The 18,427-nt window shown below is 75.2% G+C and carries 15 protein-coding genes; 9 read left to right on the forward strand and 6 right to left on the reverse strand.

The features are described 5' to 3' along the window. Positions 1-205: 205 nt before the first annotated feature. Positions 206-1,123 (reverse strand): MurR/RpiR family transcriptional regulator, encoded by a 918-nt coding sequence (locus ACGH52_RS35345; protein WP_059296769.1) that lies wholly within the window; start codon positions 1,121-1,123, stop codon positions 206-208. A gap of 700 nt (positions 1,124-1,823) precedes the next feature. On the opposite strand from ACGH52_RS35345, the gene ACGH52_RS35350 reads away from it, so the two are divergent. Beyond that, positions 1,824-1,997, forward strand: a complete 174-nt coding sequence (locus tag ACGH52_RS35350; RefSeq protein WP_171986986.1) for a hypothetical protein — start codon at positions 1,824-1,826, stop codon at positions 1,995-1,997. Positions 1,998-2,002: 5 nt separating this feature from the next. Here ACGH52_RS35350 and ACGH52_RS35355 read toward each other — a convergent pair whose 3' ends face one another. Beyond that, entirely contained in the window at positions 2,003-2,680 is a 678-nt protein-coding gene (locus tag ACGH52_RS35355; RefSeq protein ID WP_399945391.1) for a nucleoside/nucleotide kinase family protein, read from the reverse strand. Between the two features lie 53 nt (positions 2,681-2,733). Here ACGH52_RS35355 and ACGH52_RS35360 point away from each other — a divergent pair, with 53 nt between their 5' ends. From ACGH52_RS35360 to ACGH52_RS35375, 4 genes are all read left to right on the forward strand, one after another. After that, positions 2,734-3,474, forward strand: a complete 741-nt coding sequence (locus ACGH52_RS35360; RefSeq protein ID WP_210976329.1) for a beta-phosphoglucomutase family hydrolase — start codon at positions 2,734-2,736, stop codon at positions 3,472-3,474. Continuing rightward, a complete protein-coding gene (locus tag ACGH52_RS35365; protein ID WP_210976330.1) occupies positions 3,471-5,849 on the forward strand; it encodes a glycoside hydrolase family 65 protein in 2,379 nt (792 codons plus the stop codon). The genes ACGH52_RS35360 and ACGH52_RS35365 overlap by 4 nt, the downstream gene beginning before the upstream one ends. Positions 5,850-6,013: 164 nt before the next feature. Next, positions 6,014-7,498: a hypothetical protein gene (locus ACGH52_RS35370; RefSeq protein WP_399945394.1), complete on the forward strand. Its 1,485-nt coding sequence runs from the start codon at positions 6,014-6,016 to the stop codon at positions 7,496-7,498. A 72-nt stretch (positions 7,499-7,570) separates the two neighbouring features. Then, a complete protein-coding gene (locus ACGH52_RS35375) occupies positions 7,571-8,047 on the forward strand; it encodes a DUF5709 domain-containing protein (protein WP_210976332.1) in 477 nt (158 codons plus the stop codon). 72 nt (positions 8,048-8,119) lie between these two features. On the opposite strand, the gene ACGH52_RS35380 is transcribed toward ACGH52_RS35375, so the two are convergent. From ACGH52_RS35380 to ACGH52_RS35390, 3 genes are all read right to left on the reverse strand, one after another. Next, positions 8,120-8,341: a hypothetical protein gene (locus ACGH52_RS35380; protein WP_059296764.1), complete on the reverse strand. Its 222-nt coding sequence runs from the start codon at positions 8,339-8,341 to the stop codon at positions 8,120-8,122. A gap of 76 nt (positions 8,342-8,417) precedes the next feature. Further along, positions 8,418-9,548, reverse strand: a complete 1,131-nt coding sequence (locus tag ACGH52_RS35385; RefSeq protein WP_399945397.1) for a PP2C family protein-serine/threonine phosphatase — start codon at positions 9,546-9,548, stop codon at positions 8,418-8,420. A 70-nt stretch (positions 9,549-9,618) separates the two neighbouring features. Then, entirely contained in the window at positions 9,619-10,827 is a 1,209-nt protein-coding gene (locus tag ACGH52_RS35390; RefSeq protein WP_076972729.1) for a glycoside hydrolase family 64 protein, read from the reverse strand. A 275-nt stretch (positions 10,828-11,102) separates the two neighbouring features. On the opposite strand from ACGH52_RS35390, the gene ACGH52_RS35395 reads away from it, so the two are divergent. Next, positions 11,103-11,474: a hypothetical protein gene (locus ACGH52_RS35395; protein WP_121701418.1), complete on the forward strand. Its 372-nt coding sequence runs from the start codon at positions 11,103-11,105 to the stop codon at positions 11,472-11,474. A 36-nt stretch (positions 11,475-11,510) separates the two neighbouring features. Here ACGH52_RS35395 and ACGH52_RS35400 read toward each other — a convergent pair whose 3' ends face one another. Then, positions 11,511-12,392, reverse strand: coding sequence for a Gfo/Idh/MocA family protein (locus ACGH52_RS35400; RefSeq protein ID WP_399945401.1), 882 nt, complete (start codon positions 12,390-12,392; stop codon positions 11,511-11,513). A 531-nt stretch (positions 12,393-12,923) separates the two neighbouring features. On the opposite strand from ACGH52_RS35400, the gene ACGH52_RS35405 reads away from it, so the two are divergent. From ACGH52_RS35405 to ACGH52_RS35415, 3 genes are all read left to right on the forward strand, one after another. After that, entirely contained in the window at positions 12,924-13,856 is a 933-nt protein-coding gene (locus tag ACGH52_RS35405) for a dienelactone hydrolase family protein (RefSeq protein WP_059296759.1), read from the forward strand. Between the two features lie 170 nt (positions 13,857-14,026). Further along, positions 14,027-16,852, forward strand: a complete 2,826-nt coding sequence (locus ACGH52_RS35410; protein ID WP_399945404.1) for a LuxR C-terminal-related transcriptional regulator — start codon at positions 14,027-14,029, stop codon at positions 16,850-16,852. A 120-nt stretch (positions 16,853-16,972) separates the two neighbouring features. Beyond that, positions 16,973-18,256 (forward strand): PucR family transcriptional regulator, encoded by a 1,284-nt coding sequence (locus ACGH52_RS35415; protein ID WP_399945407.1) that lies wholly within the window; start codon positions 16,973-16,975, stop codon positions 18,254-18,256. Positions 18,257-18,427 lie beyond the last annotated feature (171 nt).

Genomic DNA, 18,427 nt, shown 5'->3' on the forward strand with positions numbered 1-18,427 from the left:
TGCCCGACCGGAACACCCGGGGCGCCGGAGCGGGTAGGAGTCGGCGGCCGAGGTGTTCGCGGCAGGTGCGGACGCGTTCCGGGACGGCCGGGTCGCGATCCGTGAGCAGTATTTATATATGCCTTCCGCTTTGCAAGACGTATGAAAACATTCATGCCTGCTTCGACGGGATGGCCCCGTCTGCGCCGACCAATCGCCGGGCGGCTCAGTCGCGCAGGAAGAACTGGTGCTGGTCCGCGACCTGCTCGTACTCCTCCAGCCGCGCCTGCGTCCGCTCGGGATCGGCGTCGGTCATGGCCTGCAGCAGCGCCGCGCACATCACGCCCGGCGCCGCGTAGGAGTCGAAGACCAGCCGGGACCCCGTGCCCGTGGCGAAGGTGACGTCGGCCTCGTCCACCAGCGGGCCGAGCGCGAGGTCGGTGATCAGCGCCACCTTCAGCCCGGCGCCGCGTGCCACGCGCACGGCGCCCAGGGTCTCGTGGGCGTGCCGGGGCATGGAGAAGGCCAGTACCCAGGTGCCGCCCGCCTCCCGGGACTGGAGCAGGGCGTCGTAGGCGACCGTGCCGCCCCGGGTGACCAGGCGCACGTCGGGATGGACCCGGCGGGCCGCGTAGGCGAAGTACTCGGCGAGCGAGACGGAGATGCGCAGCCCGAGGACGGTCAGCGGCGCCGAGGCGGCCAGCTTGCGGCCGACGTCGATCACCCGGTCGGCGTCGGCGAAGTCGCGCCGCAGGTTCTCCAGGTTCTCGATCTCGGCGTCCACGGCCGCCTGCAGTTCGTTGCCCCGGTACTCCTCGGCCGCGGACCCGCCCCGGCCGCCCAGCGCGATCGCCTGGAGTTGCTCCCGCAACGCCGGGTAGCCGCTGAAGCCGACCGCCGAGGCGAACCGGGTCACCGACGGCTGGCTCACGCCCACCCGGTCGGCCAGGTCGGTGATCGACAGGAACGCCGCCTCGGTGAGGTGCTCGATGAGGTACTGCGCGATGCGGCGCTGTCCCGGGGAGAGGCGGGGCCGGTCGAAGAGCGTCCTGAGCCGGGAGGTGGGGGAGATCTCCGACTCGGGGGCGGCCCGACCCGAGGTGATCGCCGACGCCTGTGCACGTGCCTGCTGCGGCGATGGCACGGGTGCGCCTCCCTTGTCTCCCATGTCTCCCACGACGGTCAACATAGCCCAACCGCCGCGCCCGGCAGCCGGGGACGCCGGGACGCCACGGGCTCGGCACCCACCGGAAAGGAGCATGGCGGCGCCCGGCCGGAGCCGGAGCTGTCCGCCCCGGCAGACGGCCGCACTGCCCGGCCCCCGGGACGGGGGCGGCGCGTCATCCCCCCCCGGGGAGCGGGACCGCACGCCGCCGGGGCCCCGCCGGACGGGTCGCTCGCCGTCGCCCCGCAGGGCGCGGCACCGACTGCGGCGCCCGGCCGGAGCGGGAGCTGTCCGACCCGGCAGACGGCCGCATGGCCCGGCCCCCGGGACGGCGGCGGCGCGTCACCCCCCCCGGGGCGGGACCGCACCCCGCCGGGGCCCCGCCGGACGGGTCGCTCGCCGCCGCCCCGCAGGGCACCGCACCGACTGCGGCGCCCGGCCGGAGCGCCGGAGCTGTCCGACCCGGCAGACGGCCGCATGGCCCGGTCCCCGGGACGGGGGCGGCGTGTCATCCCCCCCGGGAGCGGGACCGCACCCCGCCGGGGTCCCGCCGGACGGGTCGCTCGCCGCCGCCCCGCAGGGCACCGCACCGACATCACCCCCGGACGGGGATAGCACCGCGTCACCCGGGAACCCGCCGTCACGGAAACACCACAGACACGGACGAGGAGCCGACGTCATGACCGTCCCGGAAGAGAACCGGCCGAAGACCGACACCACCGACGACGTGCTCGGTCGGCGCCGGCGCGAGCGCGAGGAGGACCAGCCCCGCCCGCCGGGCGGCACCGGCCGGACCCTGCGCGAGGCCCTCGAAGAGGCGCACGTCCGCCCCGACGACTTCGACGAGGAGTGACCGCGTCACCCAGGGGTTGAGGGCGCGGAGCCCCAGGCGTCCGGCACCACCTGAGCCGGTACCACCAGGTCGGCCAGGTGCCGGGTCGCGGCCACCAGGTCGGCGTTGCGCTGGTCGGGGCCGCGCGCCCACGCGTACGCGTCCGCGCGGGACTTGCCGAAGCGCTCGTGCCGCGCCACGAGCCGCCTGACCCGCTCCGACTCCTCCACTCCGCAGAACCACACCTCGTCGAGCCGGGACCGCACCCGCGCCCAGGCGCCGCTCTCCAGCAGCAGGTAGTTGCCCTCCGTCACGACCAGCCGGGCCGAGGGCGGCACCGGCACGGCCCCGGCGAGCGGCTGCTCCAGCACCCGCTCGAAGCCGGGCGCGTAGACCACGTCGCCGTCCCGCTCCGCGCGCAACCGGTCCAGCAGCGCGGCGTACCCGGCCGCGTCGAAGGTGTCCGGCGCGCCCTTGCGGTCCCGGCGGCCCAGCCGCTCCAGCTCCGCGTCGGCGAGGTGGAAGCCGTCCATCGGCACGTGCGCCACCCACGGTTCACCCGTGCCGTTCAACTCCCGCACCAGATGCTCGGCGAGGGTCGACTTCCCGGCGCCGGGACTGCCCGCGATGCCCAGGATCGCGCGCCGCCCGCCCCGGGGCAGACGGCGGGCACGGACGAGCAGGTCCTCGAAGGTCGGCGGCACACCGCACAGTGTGTCACCTGATCGGACCCGCCCCGGCGGGGAACTGTGGGGGTATGACGACGCAGCTCGGACTCCCCGACGACATCAGGGCCTGTCTCTTCGACCTCGACGGGGTCGTGACCCGGACGGCGGTGGTGCACGCCGCCGCCTGGAAGGAGACCTTCGACGCCTTCCTGCGCGAGCGGGACGGCGCCGGCTTCCGCCCCTTCACCGACTCCGACTACGACGAGTACGTCGACGGCCGCCCCCGCGCCGACGGCGTCCGCTCCTTCCTCGCCTCCCGCGGCGTCGAGCTGCCCGAGGGGACCCCCGACGACCCACCGGACGCGCGGACCGTCAACGGCGTCGGCAACCGCAAGAACGAACTCCTCCTGGAGAAGATCCGCACCGACGGGGTGGAGCCCTACGAGGGCACGCTGCGCTACATCGACGCCGTCCGCGCCGCCGGACTCGCCACCGCCATCGTCTCCTCCAGCGCCAACACCCGGGACGTGCTGCACTCCATCGACGCCGAGCGGCTGTTCGACGTACGGATCGACGGCGTCGTGGCCCGGGAGCGGAAACTGCCGGGCAAACCCCGCCCCGACACCTTCCTGGCCGCCGCCCGCGACCTCGGCGTCGAACCGTCCCGCGCCGCCGTCTTCGAGGACGCGCTGGCCGGGATGGACGCGGGCCGCTCGGGACACTTCGGCTACGTCGTCGGCGTCGACCGCGTCGGCCAGACCGACGCCCTCTACGCCCACGGCGCCGACCGCGTCGTCAAGGACCTCGCAGAGCTGGGAGGCCACGCGTGATCACCAACCGGACGTACACCGTGGAGCCCTGGCGGGTGCGCGAGACCGCCCTCAACCTCGACCTCCTCGCCCAGAGCGAGTCCGTCTTCGCCCTGTCCAACGGCCACGTCGGCTGGCGCGGCAACCTCGACGAGGGCGAACCGCACGGCCTGCCCGGCAGCTACCTCAACGGCGTCTACGAACTCCACCCGCTGCCCTACGCCGAGGCGGGCTACGGCTACCCGGAGTCGGGCCAGACCGTCATCAACGTCACCAACGGCAAGCTGCTGCGGCTGCTGGTCGACGACGAGCCCTTCGACCTGCGCTACGGACGGCTCGGCAAGCACGAACGCACCCTGGACCTCAGGCGCGGGGTACTGGAACGCACCTGCGAGTGGACCTCCCCGGCCGGTACGACCGTCCGGGTGCGCTCCACCCGCCTGGTCTCCCTCACCCAGCGCGCCATCGCCGCCGTGGAGTACGAGGTCGAGCCCGTCGACAGCCGCACCCGGATCGTCATCCAGTCCGAACTCGTCGCCAACGAGAGCCTGCCCAGCGCCGACGGCGACCCCCGGGCGGCCCAGGCGCTGCAGTCCCCGCTGGAGCCGGAGGAGGACCTGGCCATCGGCTCCCGGCTGCGCCTGGTCCACCGCACCCGGCGCAGCGGCCTGAGGGTCGCCGTGGCCGCCGACCACGTGGTCGACGCGCCCGGTGAGATCACCACCAGCAGCGAGAGCAACACGGACGTGGCCCGCCTGACCATCACCTCCGTCCTGGACCCGGGCCAGCGGCTGCGGGTGCAGAAGACCGTCGCCCACGGCTGGTCGGGCGCCCGCTCCCGGCCCGCGATGAGCGACCAGGCCGAGGCCGCGCTGGCCGCCGCCGCGCACGGCGGCTGGGACGGTCTCGTCCGCGAACAGCGGGAGTACCTCGACGACTTCTGGGCCCGCGCGGACGTCGAGGTGCACGGTGACGAGGAGATCCAGCAGGCCGTCCGCTTCGCCCTGTTCCACGTGCTGCAGGCCGGCGCCCGCGCCGAACAGCGCGCGATTCCGGCCAAGGGACTGACCGGCTCCGGATACGACGGCCACGCGTTCTGGGACACCGAGATGTTCGTGCTGCCCGTCCTCACCTACACCGCGCCCAAGGCGGTCGCCGAGGCGCTGCGCTGGCGCCAGGCCACCCTGCCCGCCGCCCGGGACCGCGCCGCCCAGCTCGGGCTGCGCGGCGCCGCCTTCCCGTGGCGGACCATCGACGGCTCGGAGGGCTCCGCGTACTGGCCGGCCGGTACCGCGGCCTTCCACGTGGCCGCCGACATCGCGCACGCCGCGGTGCGCTACACGGCGGCGACCGGCGACACCGACTTCGAGCGCGAGACGGCCCTGGAACTCCTGGTGGAGACGGCCCGGCTGTGGCGCTCGCTGGGCCACCACGACCACCACGGCGTCTTCCACATCGACGGCGTCACAGGCCCGGACGAGTACAGCGCCGTCGTCGACGACAACACGTACACCAACCTCATGGCGCGCTCCAACCTGCTCGCCGCCGCCGAGGTGTGCGAACGCCACCCGGAGGAGGCGACCCGGCTCGGCGTCGACGAGGAGGAGAGCGCCGCCTGGCGGGACGCCGCCGAGGCCGTGCACATCCCCTACAACGAGGAGATCGGCGTCCACGAGCAGCACGCCGGTTTCACCCGCCACCAGCGCTGGGACTTCGCGAACACCGGCGCCGACCAGTACCCGCTGATGCTGCACTTCCCGTACTTCGACATCTACCGCAAGCAGGTCGTCAAGCAGTCCGACCTGGTGCTCGCCATGTACACCTGCGGCAGCTGGTTCGACGCCCACTGCGACGAGGACCAGACGGCCGCGAACTTCGCCTACTACGAGCCGCTGACCGTACGGGACTCCTCCCTGTCCGCCTGCTGCCAGGCCGTCGTCGCCGCCCAGACCGGCCACCTGCGCCTCGCCTACGACTACGCCACCGAGGCCGCCCTGATGGACCTCGCGGACCTGGAGCACAACACTCGCGACGGACTGCACATCGCCTCCCTGGCCGGAACGTGGATGGCGCTGGTCGCCGGATTCGGCGGCACCCGGCGCGAGGGCGACAGCCTGCGCTTCACGCCCCGGCTGCCCGAGAAGTTCAGCCGCCTCGCCTTCCGGCTCCAGTTCCGCGGCCGGTGCCTCCAGGTGGAGATCGGGCCCGACCGGGCGTCGTACTCGCTGCTGGGCGGTCCGCCCCTGACGATCCATCACCACGGGGCCGAGGTGCACGTGAACGGGGACGAGCCCGTCACGCTCGGCATCTCCGCGCCGAAATGGCGGCCCACGCCCGAACAGCCCCCGCACCGCCGCCCGGGCGTCATCGAGCGGGCGGCGCCGAGTGACGGGTGACACCGTGCGACTGGCCGAGTTCCGCCCTGCATATCGGTGGCGCGCGGGTTAGTTTGACCATGTTTTCCGGGATTCCGCGTTCCCGCGGTCCCGGGCTCCAGCCACGAGCGGCAGGAGGTGGGTGAACGAGACACCCCGCGACGAGCGGGGGTGAGGGGTGCACGATGGCCGACGGCGCGAACGCAATCCTGGTCGGCAGACGCGGACGCGGCCGCCAGGCGGCGGGGACCTCCAACACCCCCGGGTGGCTGCGCGGCGACGCACCGGTCGCGGTGGTCGCCGCCGTCTTCGGCCTGGCCCAACTTGTCTTCGTACACCCCTCGATGGGCCTCGGCTGGGACGAGATCGTGTACGTCAGCCAGGTCACCACCCACCACCCCGCCGCCTTCTTCAGCGCGCCGCGCTCCCGGGGCGTCTCCCTGCTGGCGGCACCCGTCGCATCCTGGTCGGCCTCCACCGAACTCCTGCGCGTCTACCTCGCCGTCCTCTCGGGCCTCGGCCTGTACCTCGCCCTGCGCGCCTGGAAGGGCCTGTTCCCGGTCCGGGTCCTCGCCACGGCCGGCGCGTTCTTCGCCACCCTGTGGGTGACCCTCTTCTACGGCCCGCAGGCCATGCCCAACTACTGGGTGGCGATCGGCGCCCTCGTCACCGTGGGCTGCGCCCTGCGGGCCGGGCGGGGACGCTCCGGCCGGGGCGCACTGTGGGGGGTGGCGGCCGGGGCACTGCTGATGGCGCTGATGCGGCCCACCGACGCGGTCTGGGTGGCCCTGCCCCTGCTGGTCCTCCTCCTCGTGCGCCGCCACTGGCCGCTGCTGCTCGCCCTGGCGGGCGGCCTGGCGGCCGGGGGAGTGGAGTGGGTGATCGAGGCGTACGCCTGGTACGGCGGCCTCGGGGAGCGGCTGTCCCGGGCCTCGGAGATCCAGGGCGGCCTCGGCTGGAACATCGCCGTCGACGACCAGATGCGCAGCCTCGGCGGACGGGGCCTGTGCCGCCCGTGCACGGGAGAGATGCCGCACCCGGTCGTCACCGCGTGGTGGCTGCTCCTGCCGGTCGTCGCCGTCCTCGGCGCGGTCGTCGCGGTCCGGGCCCGCCGCGCCACCGCGACACTGGTCCCGCTCGCCTGCGCCGTCACGGCCGCGGCGCCGTACCTGCTCATGATCGGCTACGCGGCGCCCCGCTTCCTGCAGCCCGCCTACGCCCTGCTGGCCGTCCCGGTCGCCGACGCGCTGTGGCACCTGGTCGGGGCCGGGCGCGACCGGTGGCGGCCGGTGACCGCGGCGCTGGTCGCGCTCGCCGTGGCCGGGCACCTCGCGGTCCAGTTCTCGGTGCTCGTGGGCACCGTGGACCGCAACGTCGAGAGCCGCGAGGACTGGGCCAGGGTCGCCGACGAACTGCACCGGCTCGGGGTCCGCCCGCCCTGCCTGCTCACCGGGCACGAGTCCATCCCGGTGGGCTACTACACGGGCTGCTCCTCCGGCGCCACCAGCGGCAACAACGAGAACACCACCGCCGCCGAGATCGTGGACACCGCCCGGCGCATCCCGGTCGCCGCCCTCACCGGCCCCGGCGGCACCCCGCCCGCCTACGCCCGCGACTGGGCGCCGTACCGCGTCACCGACCTGGAGATCCGCATCGCACCCCCGGGTTAAAGATCGCGTATCGGGAAACGCGAACCGGACAGCGAGACGACCGAGCCGACGCAGCGCGAGAGGGAGGCAGCGATGGGCACGGACCCGATGGCCGACGACGCCTACCAGCCCACCGGAACCAACGAGGAGCAGGAGGACGCCGCGCCCCTCGACCTCCAGGACGCCGTCGACGAGCGGACCTACGACGACACGCTCGACGAGGGGTACTCCCCGCCGGAGAAGCCCCTGGGCGTGACGAAGTACGGCACCACGGCCGCCGAGCAGCACGACGGCGAGAGCCTCGACCAGCGGCTGGCCGAGGAGGTGCCGGACGTGTCGGCGCCCGACGGGGACGGTGTCGGCGACGAACCCGACGGCGAGGGCGAACCCGTCGACCCCGAGGCGGGCACCGACCGGGCCGGCCGGCTGGTCGCCCCCGACGAGGGCGTACGCACCGACACCACCAAGGAGAGCGTCGCGGATGACGTCGGCATCGACGGCGGGGCCGCGGGCGCCGAGGAGGCCGCGGTGCATGTCGTGGAGGACGAGACGGAGCTGCCGGAGACCTAGGACCACGGACGCCGGGAGCCCGGACGCCGGGAGCCCCGGAGGGACGCTGCGTCCGTCCGGGGCTCCCGGCGGTCAGGGCAGCAGTTTGTCGAGGGCCGAGGGGCCCTCCTCGGCCAGCTTGCGCCTGGCCCACTCCAGGTTGTCCGGGGTGACGTCCCGCCCGGCCGCCAGGACCAGGTCCTCCGGGGACACGTCCGTCCCGGTGCGGGCGTGGAGCAGGTCGTCCGGAGTGGCGCGGTCGTCGTCCGCGCGGGCTCCGGAGGGTCGGGAGTCGTCGGGCTGTGACATCGACATGATCAGTGCTCCTCGGATCCGGATCGCTGCTTCGGTGCCGTGCTGTTGTCGGTCCCGAATATCCCGATAACACCATTCAATGCCGAACCGGCCCGCGCATCCGGAGCGCCGGCGGCGAAGGAGTGAGCACCAGCATCGTCACGTCGTCCTGCACGTCCGGGCAGAACCGCGCGAGGTCCGCCCAGACCAGGTCGGGAAGGGCCGCGGAGTCCTCACCCGCAAGGGTGCTCAGCCGCTCCGCCAGCGGATAGAACGCGCCGCCGTCGTCCCTCGCCTCGACCACCCCGTCGGAGGCGAGGAAGAGGCGGTCACCGGGGCGCAGCGACACCGTGCACGCCTCGATCGACCCGGAGTCCGCGAGGCCGAGCCCGAGCGGCGTCCACGGCGACACCTCCACCTCGGTCGCGTCCGCACCCCGCAGCAGCAGGGGCGGCGGGTTGCCGCAGACGACGACGCGCACCTCCAGGGCGTCGGCGGAGAACTCCAGCAGCGCGGCCGTCGCGAACAGCTCGGCGTGCCGCGCGTCCGCCGAGTCCACCAGCAGCCTGCGGTCCAGCTGCCCCGCCACCGACGCCAGGTCCGGCTGGTCGAGCACCGCCTCGCGGAACGCCCCGAGCAGCGAGGCGACCGTCGACACCGCCGACAGGCCGTGCCCCTGCACGTCGCCCATCACCACCCGTACGCCGAAGGGTCCGCTGCGCACGTCGAAGAAGTCGCCCCCGACCAGCGTCCCGCGCTGCGCCGCACGGTACAGCCCCGTGCAGCGCACCGCGCCCACCCGCCCGGGCAGCGGCGGCGCGACGGCACGCTGCGCGGCCTCGGCGACCGTGCGCTCCAGGCCCAGCTGGGCGTCGCGGCGACTGCGCACGAACGACACGAAGACGCTGAGCACGGCGACGAAGACGATGGTCAGCAGGTCGGCGTCGCCCGGCCGGTCGAGCTTGAGGGCCGGGATGTGCAGCAGCGCGATCACCACCCCGCCCAGCACGGCCGTCGCCAGCGGGCCGTAGGAGAGCACGGCCAGCGGCGGGATGGCACCCAGCAGGAACCCGATCTCCAGCGGCTCGTCGCTGAGCAGGGTCGCCGCGCAGATTCCCGCGACGAGGGCGGGCGGCAGCACCCGCACCCAGCGGGGCGGCGGCGCCCCGCTCAGCCAGCTCCGCCGGTCCTCGGCCCGGCGCGGCCGCGGGGCGGACAGCTTTCGCACACCCCTACGCTCCTACGCCGCCGCGCCGCCCGCATGTGGAGCGGGGGCGGGCGGGCGCCCCGGACGCGTCCTAGAAGGCGCCGAGCGTCAGCCGGAAGCCCGTGGGCGCCGTGTCCTGGATGTAGGAGGCGAAGTCGGCCACGTCGTCGAAGGCGAAGCCGTACGCCCTGCCGTCCTCGGTGGCCGCGTGCACCGCCTTCGCGTAGTGGTTGGTCAGCGCGGTCCCGTAGAACGCCGCTGGGTCGGTCGTGGGCTGGTCGGCCGAGGCGACCAGCGTGGAGCGGTTGAACCCGGCGCCGAGGACCGCGGCGACGGGACCGGTCGTGCCGTCGTTGGGGGCGGCGAGGTTGCCGTCGCAGAAGAGCACGTCCCGGGTGGACGGCTTGGCGAAGGACACCTGGGCGGGCCCGTCGAAGGTCAGCCGGTCCCCGCGCACCCGGCCGGTGAAGGTTCCGGCGTTGGTGGTGATCCTGAGGTCCCTGCCGGTGTAGGTGCTCCACACCTCGTCGATGTACGGGGCGAGGTAGTCCTTGGGGAACAGCCCGGCGTCCAGCCCGTGGCCGGGGGCGATCACCCGGGTGTCGTCCACGACCAGTGGCGCGAACTCCTCCACCTTCCGCACCGCCTCGAAGACGGCCGCCCGGCCACCCGGACGTACGGTGCCGGTGGTCTGGTCGGCGGCACCGGTCAGCCGGATGGCGAGGGGCACGCTGAACATGTCGACCATGGTGGTGTTGCAGAACATCCCGGCGGAGTTGTAGGTGAACTCCGCGCAGTCGTGCAGCACCCCGTAATTGGGGTCGGACTCGACCCAGCCCGCCGGGTACTGCAGGGCGGCGTTCCCCGCGCCGTCCGCGACGACCTTGAACTTCAGCTTCTCACCCAGGGACACGTAGATCCGGCCGGACAGGTGCGGCAGGCTCAGCCTGGTCTCGCCGCCGCCGGTGAGGCCGATCGCGTAGTCGGTGTAGCCGTCGGCGCCGTTGTCGGACAGGGACACGGGGGCGACGGTGCCGTCGGGAGTGACCCGCACCTGGCGGCCGTCCACGTTGCCGACGATGTAGACGTGCACGTCGGCGTTGCCGAAGGAGCCGGTCTCGTTGACGATCGTCAGCGGCAGGGCGCCGGATGCCTCGGCCTTCGGCGCCGAGTCGTCCGAGCCGACGCCCGCCAGGGCGTGCGGGGCGACGGCGGCGGCGACCGGCGCGGCCACGACCGCGCCGCCGAGGGCGACGAGCAGCTTGCGGCGGGCGAGCGGACGCTGGTGACGAGGAGTCATGTGGGGGGTCTCCAGTGATCGGGGCCTGACAGAGCCTGAGAGCGCTCTCACGGTGCGGCGATGGTACGCAGCACGGTCGGCCCGGCCAACCGCCCGCATCCTGCTCCAAACCCGTTGTCCCAGTTGGGACTTGGGGCGGGTGACGTCGAGCAGGGAACGCTTAACCGGTGTTTAAGGCGCGCTTAATCGGCGCGAGGCGGTGCCGGCCGGGCGCGGGTCCGGATGACATGCTGGCCCGTCACGGTGACGGACGGCGAGGGCGCGGCGGAGGCGGCATGGGATTCGAGGGCGAGGTCTGGCGCGTGCGCCGGGCGCCGGACGCCGGTCAGCGGGCCGAGGCGGAGTCCGGCGACATCGGGGAGATCCTGATCGACGACGCCGACTTCCCCTGGCTGTCCGGCCGGTTCCGAGAGGGACCGGCCTACGGTGGCGTCCGCGAGCTGTTCGCCCGCGAACTCGCCCTCGCGGAAGCGGACGACGCGGAGCACTGGGCGCGGTGGGAGGCCGCCTACGCCGAGATCGAACGGCGGGTGCGGCTGGTGTCGCCCGACGGCCCGGTCGCCGAGTTCCTGCTGCACATCCAGGGCGACCGGGCCTGGTTCCGGTGGAGCGACGAATCCTTCGGGGAGGAGCGGGCCGGGGGCTGACCGCGCCCGCCCCGGCCGGGTCGACACGTCAGTGCCTTAGCGCGTCAGCAAGCCCTCGGCCTCGGCGAGGATCTCGGTGACCCGCAGCCCGAACGCGGCGTCGCACGGATGCGGGCGCCCGCCACCGGCGGCGGCGAGCAGCGCGTCCGCGGCCCGCCGCAGCGCGGGCACCGGACCTTCCGTCGTCTCCGGGAGCAGCGTCACCCCGGCCCGGCCGCGCAGCTCCACCGTCGCGCCCGCCGCGGCGGGCGGCGCCGTCAGACTGAGCGTGAGCGTGCTGGAGGCCCCACCCGTGTGGTCGAGGACCAGGTGGACGGTGTCCCCGGGGCCCGGTGCGGCCGCCGCCACGCGCCGGGCGTCGCCGAGGACCGGCAGCAGCACGGACAGGGCGTGCGGCCCCACGTCCCACAGGGCCCCCTTCTCGCGCCGCCACGGCGAGGCGGCGAACGGGCTGTCGCCGTCCCCGAACACAGCACCCAGCCACTGCGCCCGCGCGGTGAACCAGCCGTCCCCGGCGGCCTGTTCGGCGATCCACGCCGCCGTCTCGGGCTGGAACCGGGTGGTGAAGAAGACCACCGAGGCGACGCCCGCCGCCCGTACCGCCTCCACCACGGCCCGTCCCTGCGCCACCGTCGCCGCGAGCGGCTTGTCGAGCAGCAGATGGCGTCCGGCCCGCGCGGCGCGCACCGCCAGGTCGGCCTGCACGGCCGGGGGCAGCGCGACGGCGACGGCCTCCACGTCGGCCAGCAGGGCGTCGACGTCGTCGTAGGCCCGGGTGCCGTGCCGCTCCGCCAGCTCCTTGGCGGCGTCCGGGCGGCGGCCCCACACCCCCACGAAGTCCAGGTCGTCGTGCCCGGCCAGGGCGGGGGCGTGCGCCATGTCCGCCCAGGGGCCGGTGCCGAGCAGTCCGATGCGCATTCCGACGCCTCTCCACGATGCCGACCCGCTGACGGGCCCGCCGACGATCCTCTGTGATGGCCGACGTACGACAGCCCGGCCGACGTCGAGCGTGCCACATGGACGGGGGCGCGGACAGGGCGGAGAGCACCGAGGGCCCGGCCGACCGGGCCGCCGGAAGGACGCGCTCGCCGCACGGGCGCCGGTGAGCGGGTGGGCCCCAGGATGTTGCGCTCGGCACCCCGGCGCCGGACGCCGTGAGGCCGGGTGTCGGACGCCGGGGGTGAGCCGGGTCCGCCGGTCCGCCGTGGCCCGTCCTGGGCCCTACGGTTCCGCGCCCGGGACCGGCGTTCGCGCCCCGGTGGGCCGCCCCGCGTCGTACGAGACCGGTGATTCTGCCGATCCCCCCGCCCGCCCCGCCGCTCGACAGTGGCATCGCCAACCCATCGGCGAGGACCGTCCGGCGGATGGTCCGGGACACGACCCCACGTGTTCCGGGCCGTGTGCGATCACCGGGCGACCTGCTCGCCACGACCGAGAGGACCACCCCTCGTGCAGCAGAACCCCCACACCCACGCCGCCCCCGGCGCCGCACGTCCCGCCTTCCGCGGTGCCCGGCGGCGACTGGCCGGAGTGACGGCGGCCGTGGCCGCGGTCGTCGCGCTCGGCACCCTCACCAGCCCGGGCGCCCAGGCCGCCGACAACCCGTACGAGCGCGGCCCGGCGCCCACCCAGTCGAGCATCGAGGCACTGCGCGGCCCCTACTCCGTGGCCGACACCAGCGTCTCCTCCCTGGCGGTCACCGGCTTCGGCGGCGGCACCATCTATTACCCGACCAGCACGAGCGACGGCACGTTCGGCGCCGTCGTCGTCGCGCCCGGATTCACCGCGTACCAGTCCTCCATGGCCTGGCTCGGACCGCGGCTGGCCTCCCAGGGCTTCGTCGTGTTCACCATCGACACCAACACCACGCTGGACCAGCCCGACTCCCGCGGCCGACAGATGCTGGCCGCCCTGGACTACCTCACCGAGCGCAGCTCCGTCCGCGGCCGGATCGACGGCAGCCGGCTCGGCGTCATGGGCCACTCCATGGGCGGCGGCGGCACCCTGGAGGCCGCCAAGTCCCGGCCGTCGCTGCAGGCGGCGATCCCCCTCACCCCCTGGAACCTGGACAAGAGCTGGCCCGAGGTCAGCACCCCGACCCTGATAGTGGGGGCCGACGGCGACACGATTGCCCCCGTGGCCTCGCACGCCGAGCCGTTCTACTCCGGCCTGCCCTCCGCGACCGACCGGGCGTATCTGGAGCTGAACAGCGCGACCCACTTCTCGCCCAACACGTCCAACACGACGATCGCGAAGTACAGCATTTCCTGGCTCAAGCGCTTCATCGACAACGACACCCGCTACGAGCAGTTCCTGTGCCCGCTGCCCCGGCCGAGCCTGACCATCGAGGAGTACCGGGGCAACTGCCCGCACGGTTCCTGACCCGGGTCCGCTGTGCCGGCGCACGACCGGGACCGGGACCGGTTGGGCGCCGGCACAGCGACTGTGCCCCTCGCAGGGCACAGAGCCGCAGGTGAGGGCCCCGAAGGGGGAGCCGGCGCGGGCGGACCGGTGCCTTCCGCCTCGGGTTACGCGCGCGTAACCTCTCGGAAATGACCGGAGAGACGACCGTACCCACGGCCGGGCGGATCCACGGCCGGAGCACGCAACGCAAGGTCCTGCGCGCGCTGTTGGACGCGCTGCCCCGCCACGGCGGCCAACTCCTCCTGGCCGGCGAACCCGGACTCGGCCGCACCGCTCTGCTCCGGTGGGCCGCCCGCTCGTTCCGGGCCGGTCCCGTACTCCACCTCGGCCCCGGCCCCTACGTGAGCGCGCACAGCACCGCCGAACAACTGCTCGACACCCTGCGGGCGGCGGCCGCCGCGACACCCGTGCTCGTGTGTGTGGACGACGCCCACCTGTGGGACGCGCCGGCCCGCACGGCGCTGGGCCGTGCGGCGCGGCGTCTGCGCACCGCCGACCGGGTCGGCCTGCTGCTCTCCGTCGCCACGGACCGCCCCGTCGACCCGGAGTTCGCCCGGCTGCCCGTCGTCCACCTGGACCCGCTGTCCCCGTCGAGGGCCGCCGCCCTGCTCGACGACGTGACCGACGGCGCCGCCGCCCCCGTCGTCCGCGAGCAACTCCTGGCCGAGGCGGAGGGGAACCCGGCCCTCCTCGTCACCCTCGTGCGCCGACTGTCACCCGCCGAACTGCGCGGACACCGTCCGCTGCCCCACCCGCTGGCCGACGCGAGCGCCCTCGCCGAGGCCGCGGGCGGCGCGCCGAGCGGCCCGTCCGCCCACGCACGGGACCTGCTGCTGACGGTGGCGGCGGCCGGACAGGCCGCGGACGGCACGGACGTCGAGGCCGGTCTGGTCCACGACGCGCTGCGGCGCCTGCGACCGGCACCGGCGCCCGATCCCCGGGCGGAACCGCTGCCCGAGCAACTCGTCCTGGCCGACGACCGGCTCCGCTTCCGCAGTCCGCTGGTCCGCCGTACGGTGCACGCCACCGCCGCTCCGCAGCGGCGCCGCGCCGTGCACCGCGCGCTGGCCGACGTGCTGGAGGGCGGCGGCCACCGGCTCACGGGTCTGCTGCACCGCTCGTGGTCCCTGGGCGGCGGCCCGGAGTCCGCGCCCGGGTCGGCGGACCGACTCGCGGCGGTTGCGGCGGACCGGCTCGCGGCGGCGGCGGCCGACGGTACGCTGCCCGCCTCGCACCGGCTGCGCGCGACCGCGTACGCCCGTGCCGCCGAGCTGACGGCCGACGGTGCGCGGCGCGCCGAGCGGTACACCGCCGCGGCCGAGCAGGCCCTGCTCGCCGGGCGCCCCGATCGGGCCCGCCCCCTGCTCGCCGCGGCCCGTGACCCCGCCGTCCCCGCCGCCGTACGGGGACGCGCCGAACTGGTGCGCGGCGTGACGGAACTGAGGGACGGTCCGGTCGGCGACGCCCACCAGTCCCTGCTGCTGGCCGCGTCCCTGCTGGCCGCGGACGCGCCCGCCGACGCCGCGGCCGCCGCACTGGCCGCCGCCGACGCGGCCTGGGCGGCGGGCGACCTGTCGGCGTGCCTGGCCACGCTCGCCCCCGAACCGCCGTACCGGACGGAGAATCCGGCACCCGGGACCGGCGGGCCCGCCGAGGCTCGCGGTCCCGCCGCGGGCACGGCCGCCGTCATACACGACCACCGTGTCGGCATGCGGGCGCTGCTCGAAGGACGGCTCGACCGGGCCGGGACCCCGCTCGGGCAGGTCGTCGAGCGAGGCAGGACCGAGCAACGGCCGGAGACGCTGCTGCGGGCGGCGGCGGCCGCACTGCTGCTCGGGGACGTGGACGCCGCCCGCAGCGGCGGGGCCCGGGCCCTGGCCGCCGCCCGGCAGCTCGGGTCGGACGCGCTGGTGCCGCGGGCACTGGAGTACCTCGCCTACGCCGAACTGCGCGCCGGCCGGCACCCGCAGGCCCGTACCCACGCGGAGGAGGGGCTGCGCACCGCACTGCGGGCCGGACAGCGCAACACGGCGGCCCACCACCGGGCGGTGCTGGCGCTCGCCGCGTCGATCGAGGAGGAGCCGGACGTCGTCGCCCGGCACGTCACGGCCGCGCTGGACACGGCCCGCCGGCACGGACTGGCCCAGGCGGCCGCCCTCGCCCAATGGGCGGCGGCCCGCGCCGACCTCGGCCGTGGACGCCCCTTCGACGCCGCCGACCGGCTGGGACTCCTGGTCCTCCCCGGGCCCGGGCGGGGCCACTTCGCGGTGTGGCGGCTGGCCGTGCCCTGCTTCGTGGAGGCCGCGGTGCTCGCCGGACGCCACGAGGACGCCCGCGCGGTCCTCACCGACTTCGCCGACTGGGCGGCGTTCGGCGCCGACCCGCAGGCCGCCGCCCAACTCGCCCGCTGCCACGCCCTCCTCGCCCCCGCCGAGCACGCCGACGGCCTCTACCGCCGCGCCCTCGACCGGCACGACGAGGCGGGCGGCGACTTCGAGCGGGCCCGCACCGCGCTGCTGTACGGCAAGTGGCTGCGCCGGCGCCGCAGACCGCGCGAGGCCCGCGACCGGCTCGGCACCGCGCTGGCCGGGTTCGAACGCTGCGGCGCCGGTGTCTGGGCCGCACAGGCACGCGACGAACTCCGCGCCCTCGGGGCGGCCCCGCAGGGCACCGGCGCCGCGGCGCCGACCCGGCTCGGCGGCCTGACCCCGCAGCAACTGCGCATCGCGCGGCACGTCGCCGAGGGCGCCACCAATCGCGAGGTGGCGCTGGCCCTCGCGGTGAGCACCCGCACCGTCGACTACCACCTCCGCAAGGTCTTCGCCCTACTCGGCGTACGGTCCCGCCTGGAGCTGGCCCGCCTGGTGGGGGAGGCCGAACAGGCGCAGGAGGTCCAGGGGGCCCGAGAGGCCCGCCGGGCCGGGCACCACGAAAAGACCGGTGCACAACACTAGGGACCGACCGGACGGTATGCCATCCTTCGGGGCAGGACGAGTCAGGGGGCAGGCCCGGCGCGGCGGGACGGCCCGTCGCGGCGCGGCGCCTCCACCAGCCCTGCCCCGGGGAGGACCGCGATGCAGCACGCCGTACGGTCACGAGCAGCGATCCGCACCGGGCTGTCGCCCGTTCCACGCCCGCGGACACCCGGCGTCACGTCGTTGATCGACGCCGACGCCCTGCGGGTCCTGCACCGGGCCGCCCGCGCCCTGCTCGACGACCTTCCCGACCTGACCGACCGGCTGACGGCCCTGCTGCGGGAGCAGGAGCCCGCCTACCGGGCCGCCCTCGCGAAGGACCCCGCCGCCACCTGGCAGGAGGCCCACCGCTCCCTGCGGCACAGCGTGGCCTCCCTGCTGGACCCGCGGGGCGCCCGGGACGCGGCCCGCCGCTGCTCCTGGCGGATCGGCGCCGTCCGCGCCGAGCAGGGGCTCCCGCTGGACGCCCTGCTGCACGCCTTCCGCCTGGGCGGTTCGCTGGTGTGGCAGCGGCTGGTCGAGGAGACGTCCAGGGCCGCCCCGGAGGACGTGCGGCTCCTCGTGCACGTGGCCGCCGACGTGTGGAACTTCGTCGACGAGCACTGCACTCTCGTAGCGGACGCCTACCGGCAGACCGAGTGGCAGATCGGCCGGCTCCGCGAGAACCGGGCCCGGCTGCTGGCGGCCGGCCTGCTCGACGGCACCGGCCGCATCGCCGACCTGCCCGAGGCCGCCCGGACCCTCGGCCTCCCCGAACAGGGCCGGTACGTCGTCGTCGCCGTCACCGGCGGGCCGCCGGTCCGGTCCGCGGCCGCCCGCGCCGCCGCCGTACCGCCCGGGAACAACGTCCACTGGCACGCCGGGGCGGAGGCCGACTACGGCATCGTCCTGGTCGGCGCCGGCGAAGGGCTCCCGGAGCCGCACGAACCCGCAACCGCGCCTCCCGTCCCCGTCCCGGGGCTCCGGATCGGCGTCGGCAGCCCGGTCGACGGACTCGCCGCCGTCGGGGAGGCCCGCAGACTCGCGGACACCGCCCTCGCCATCTGCCCGGCGGCGGGCGGCACCGTGCGGCTGGCCGACCAGCTCCCCGCGGCGCTGGTCGTCTCCAGCCCCGAGCTGGGCCGGGCCCTCGCCGAGAAGGTGCTCGGCCCGCTGCTCCGCCTGGAGCCCGCCGACCGCGAGGTGCTCCTCGACACCCTCACCACCTGGCTCGACTGCGACGGCTCGGCCCAGCGTGCCGGTGAGCGCCTCTACTGCCACCGCAACACGGTCCTCAACCGCCTCCGCCGCTGCGAACAACTCACCGGCCGCTCCCTGGCCCGCCCGGCCGACGTCGTCGAGTTCAGCTTGGCCCTGACGGTCCGACGGGTCCTGCACGACTGAGCCGGGCGACGGGCGCGGCGCCCGGAGGGTCTCCGGGGAGACCCGGGGTGCTTGGGGCCCCGCAAGGCCGGAGGCGAGGGGCAGGGCGTCTTGAGATACACGCAGCCTCTGTAAGGGCGCAGCCCGGCAGTCTCCGTAGCCGGGCAGGCCAGCGGGCCCCGGGGGCCCGGG

Source organism: Streptomyces sp. BBFR25, from assembly GCF_044590125.1.
Lineage (GTDB): Bacteria > Actinomycetota > Actinomycetes > Streptomycetales > Streptomycetaceae > Streptomyces > Streptomyces canus_D.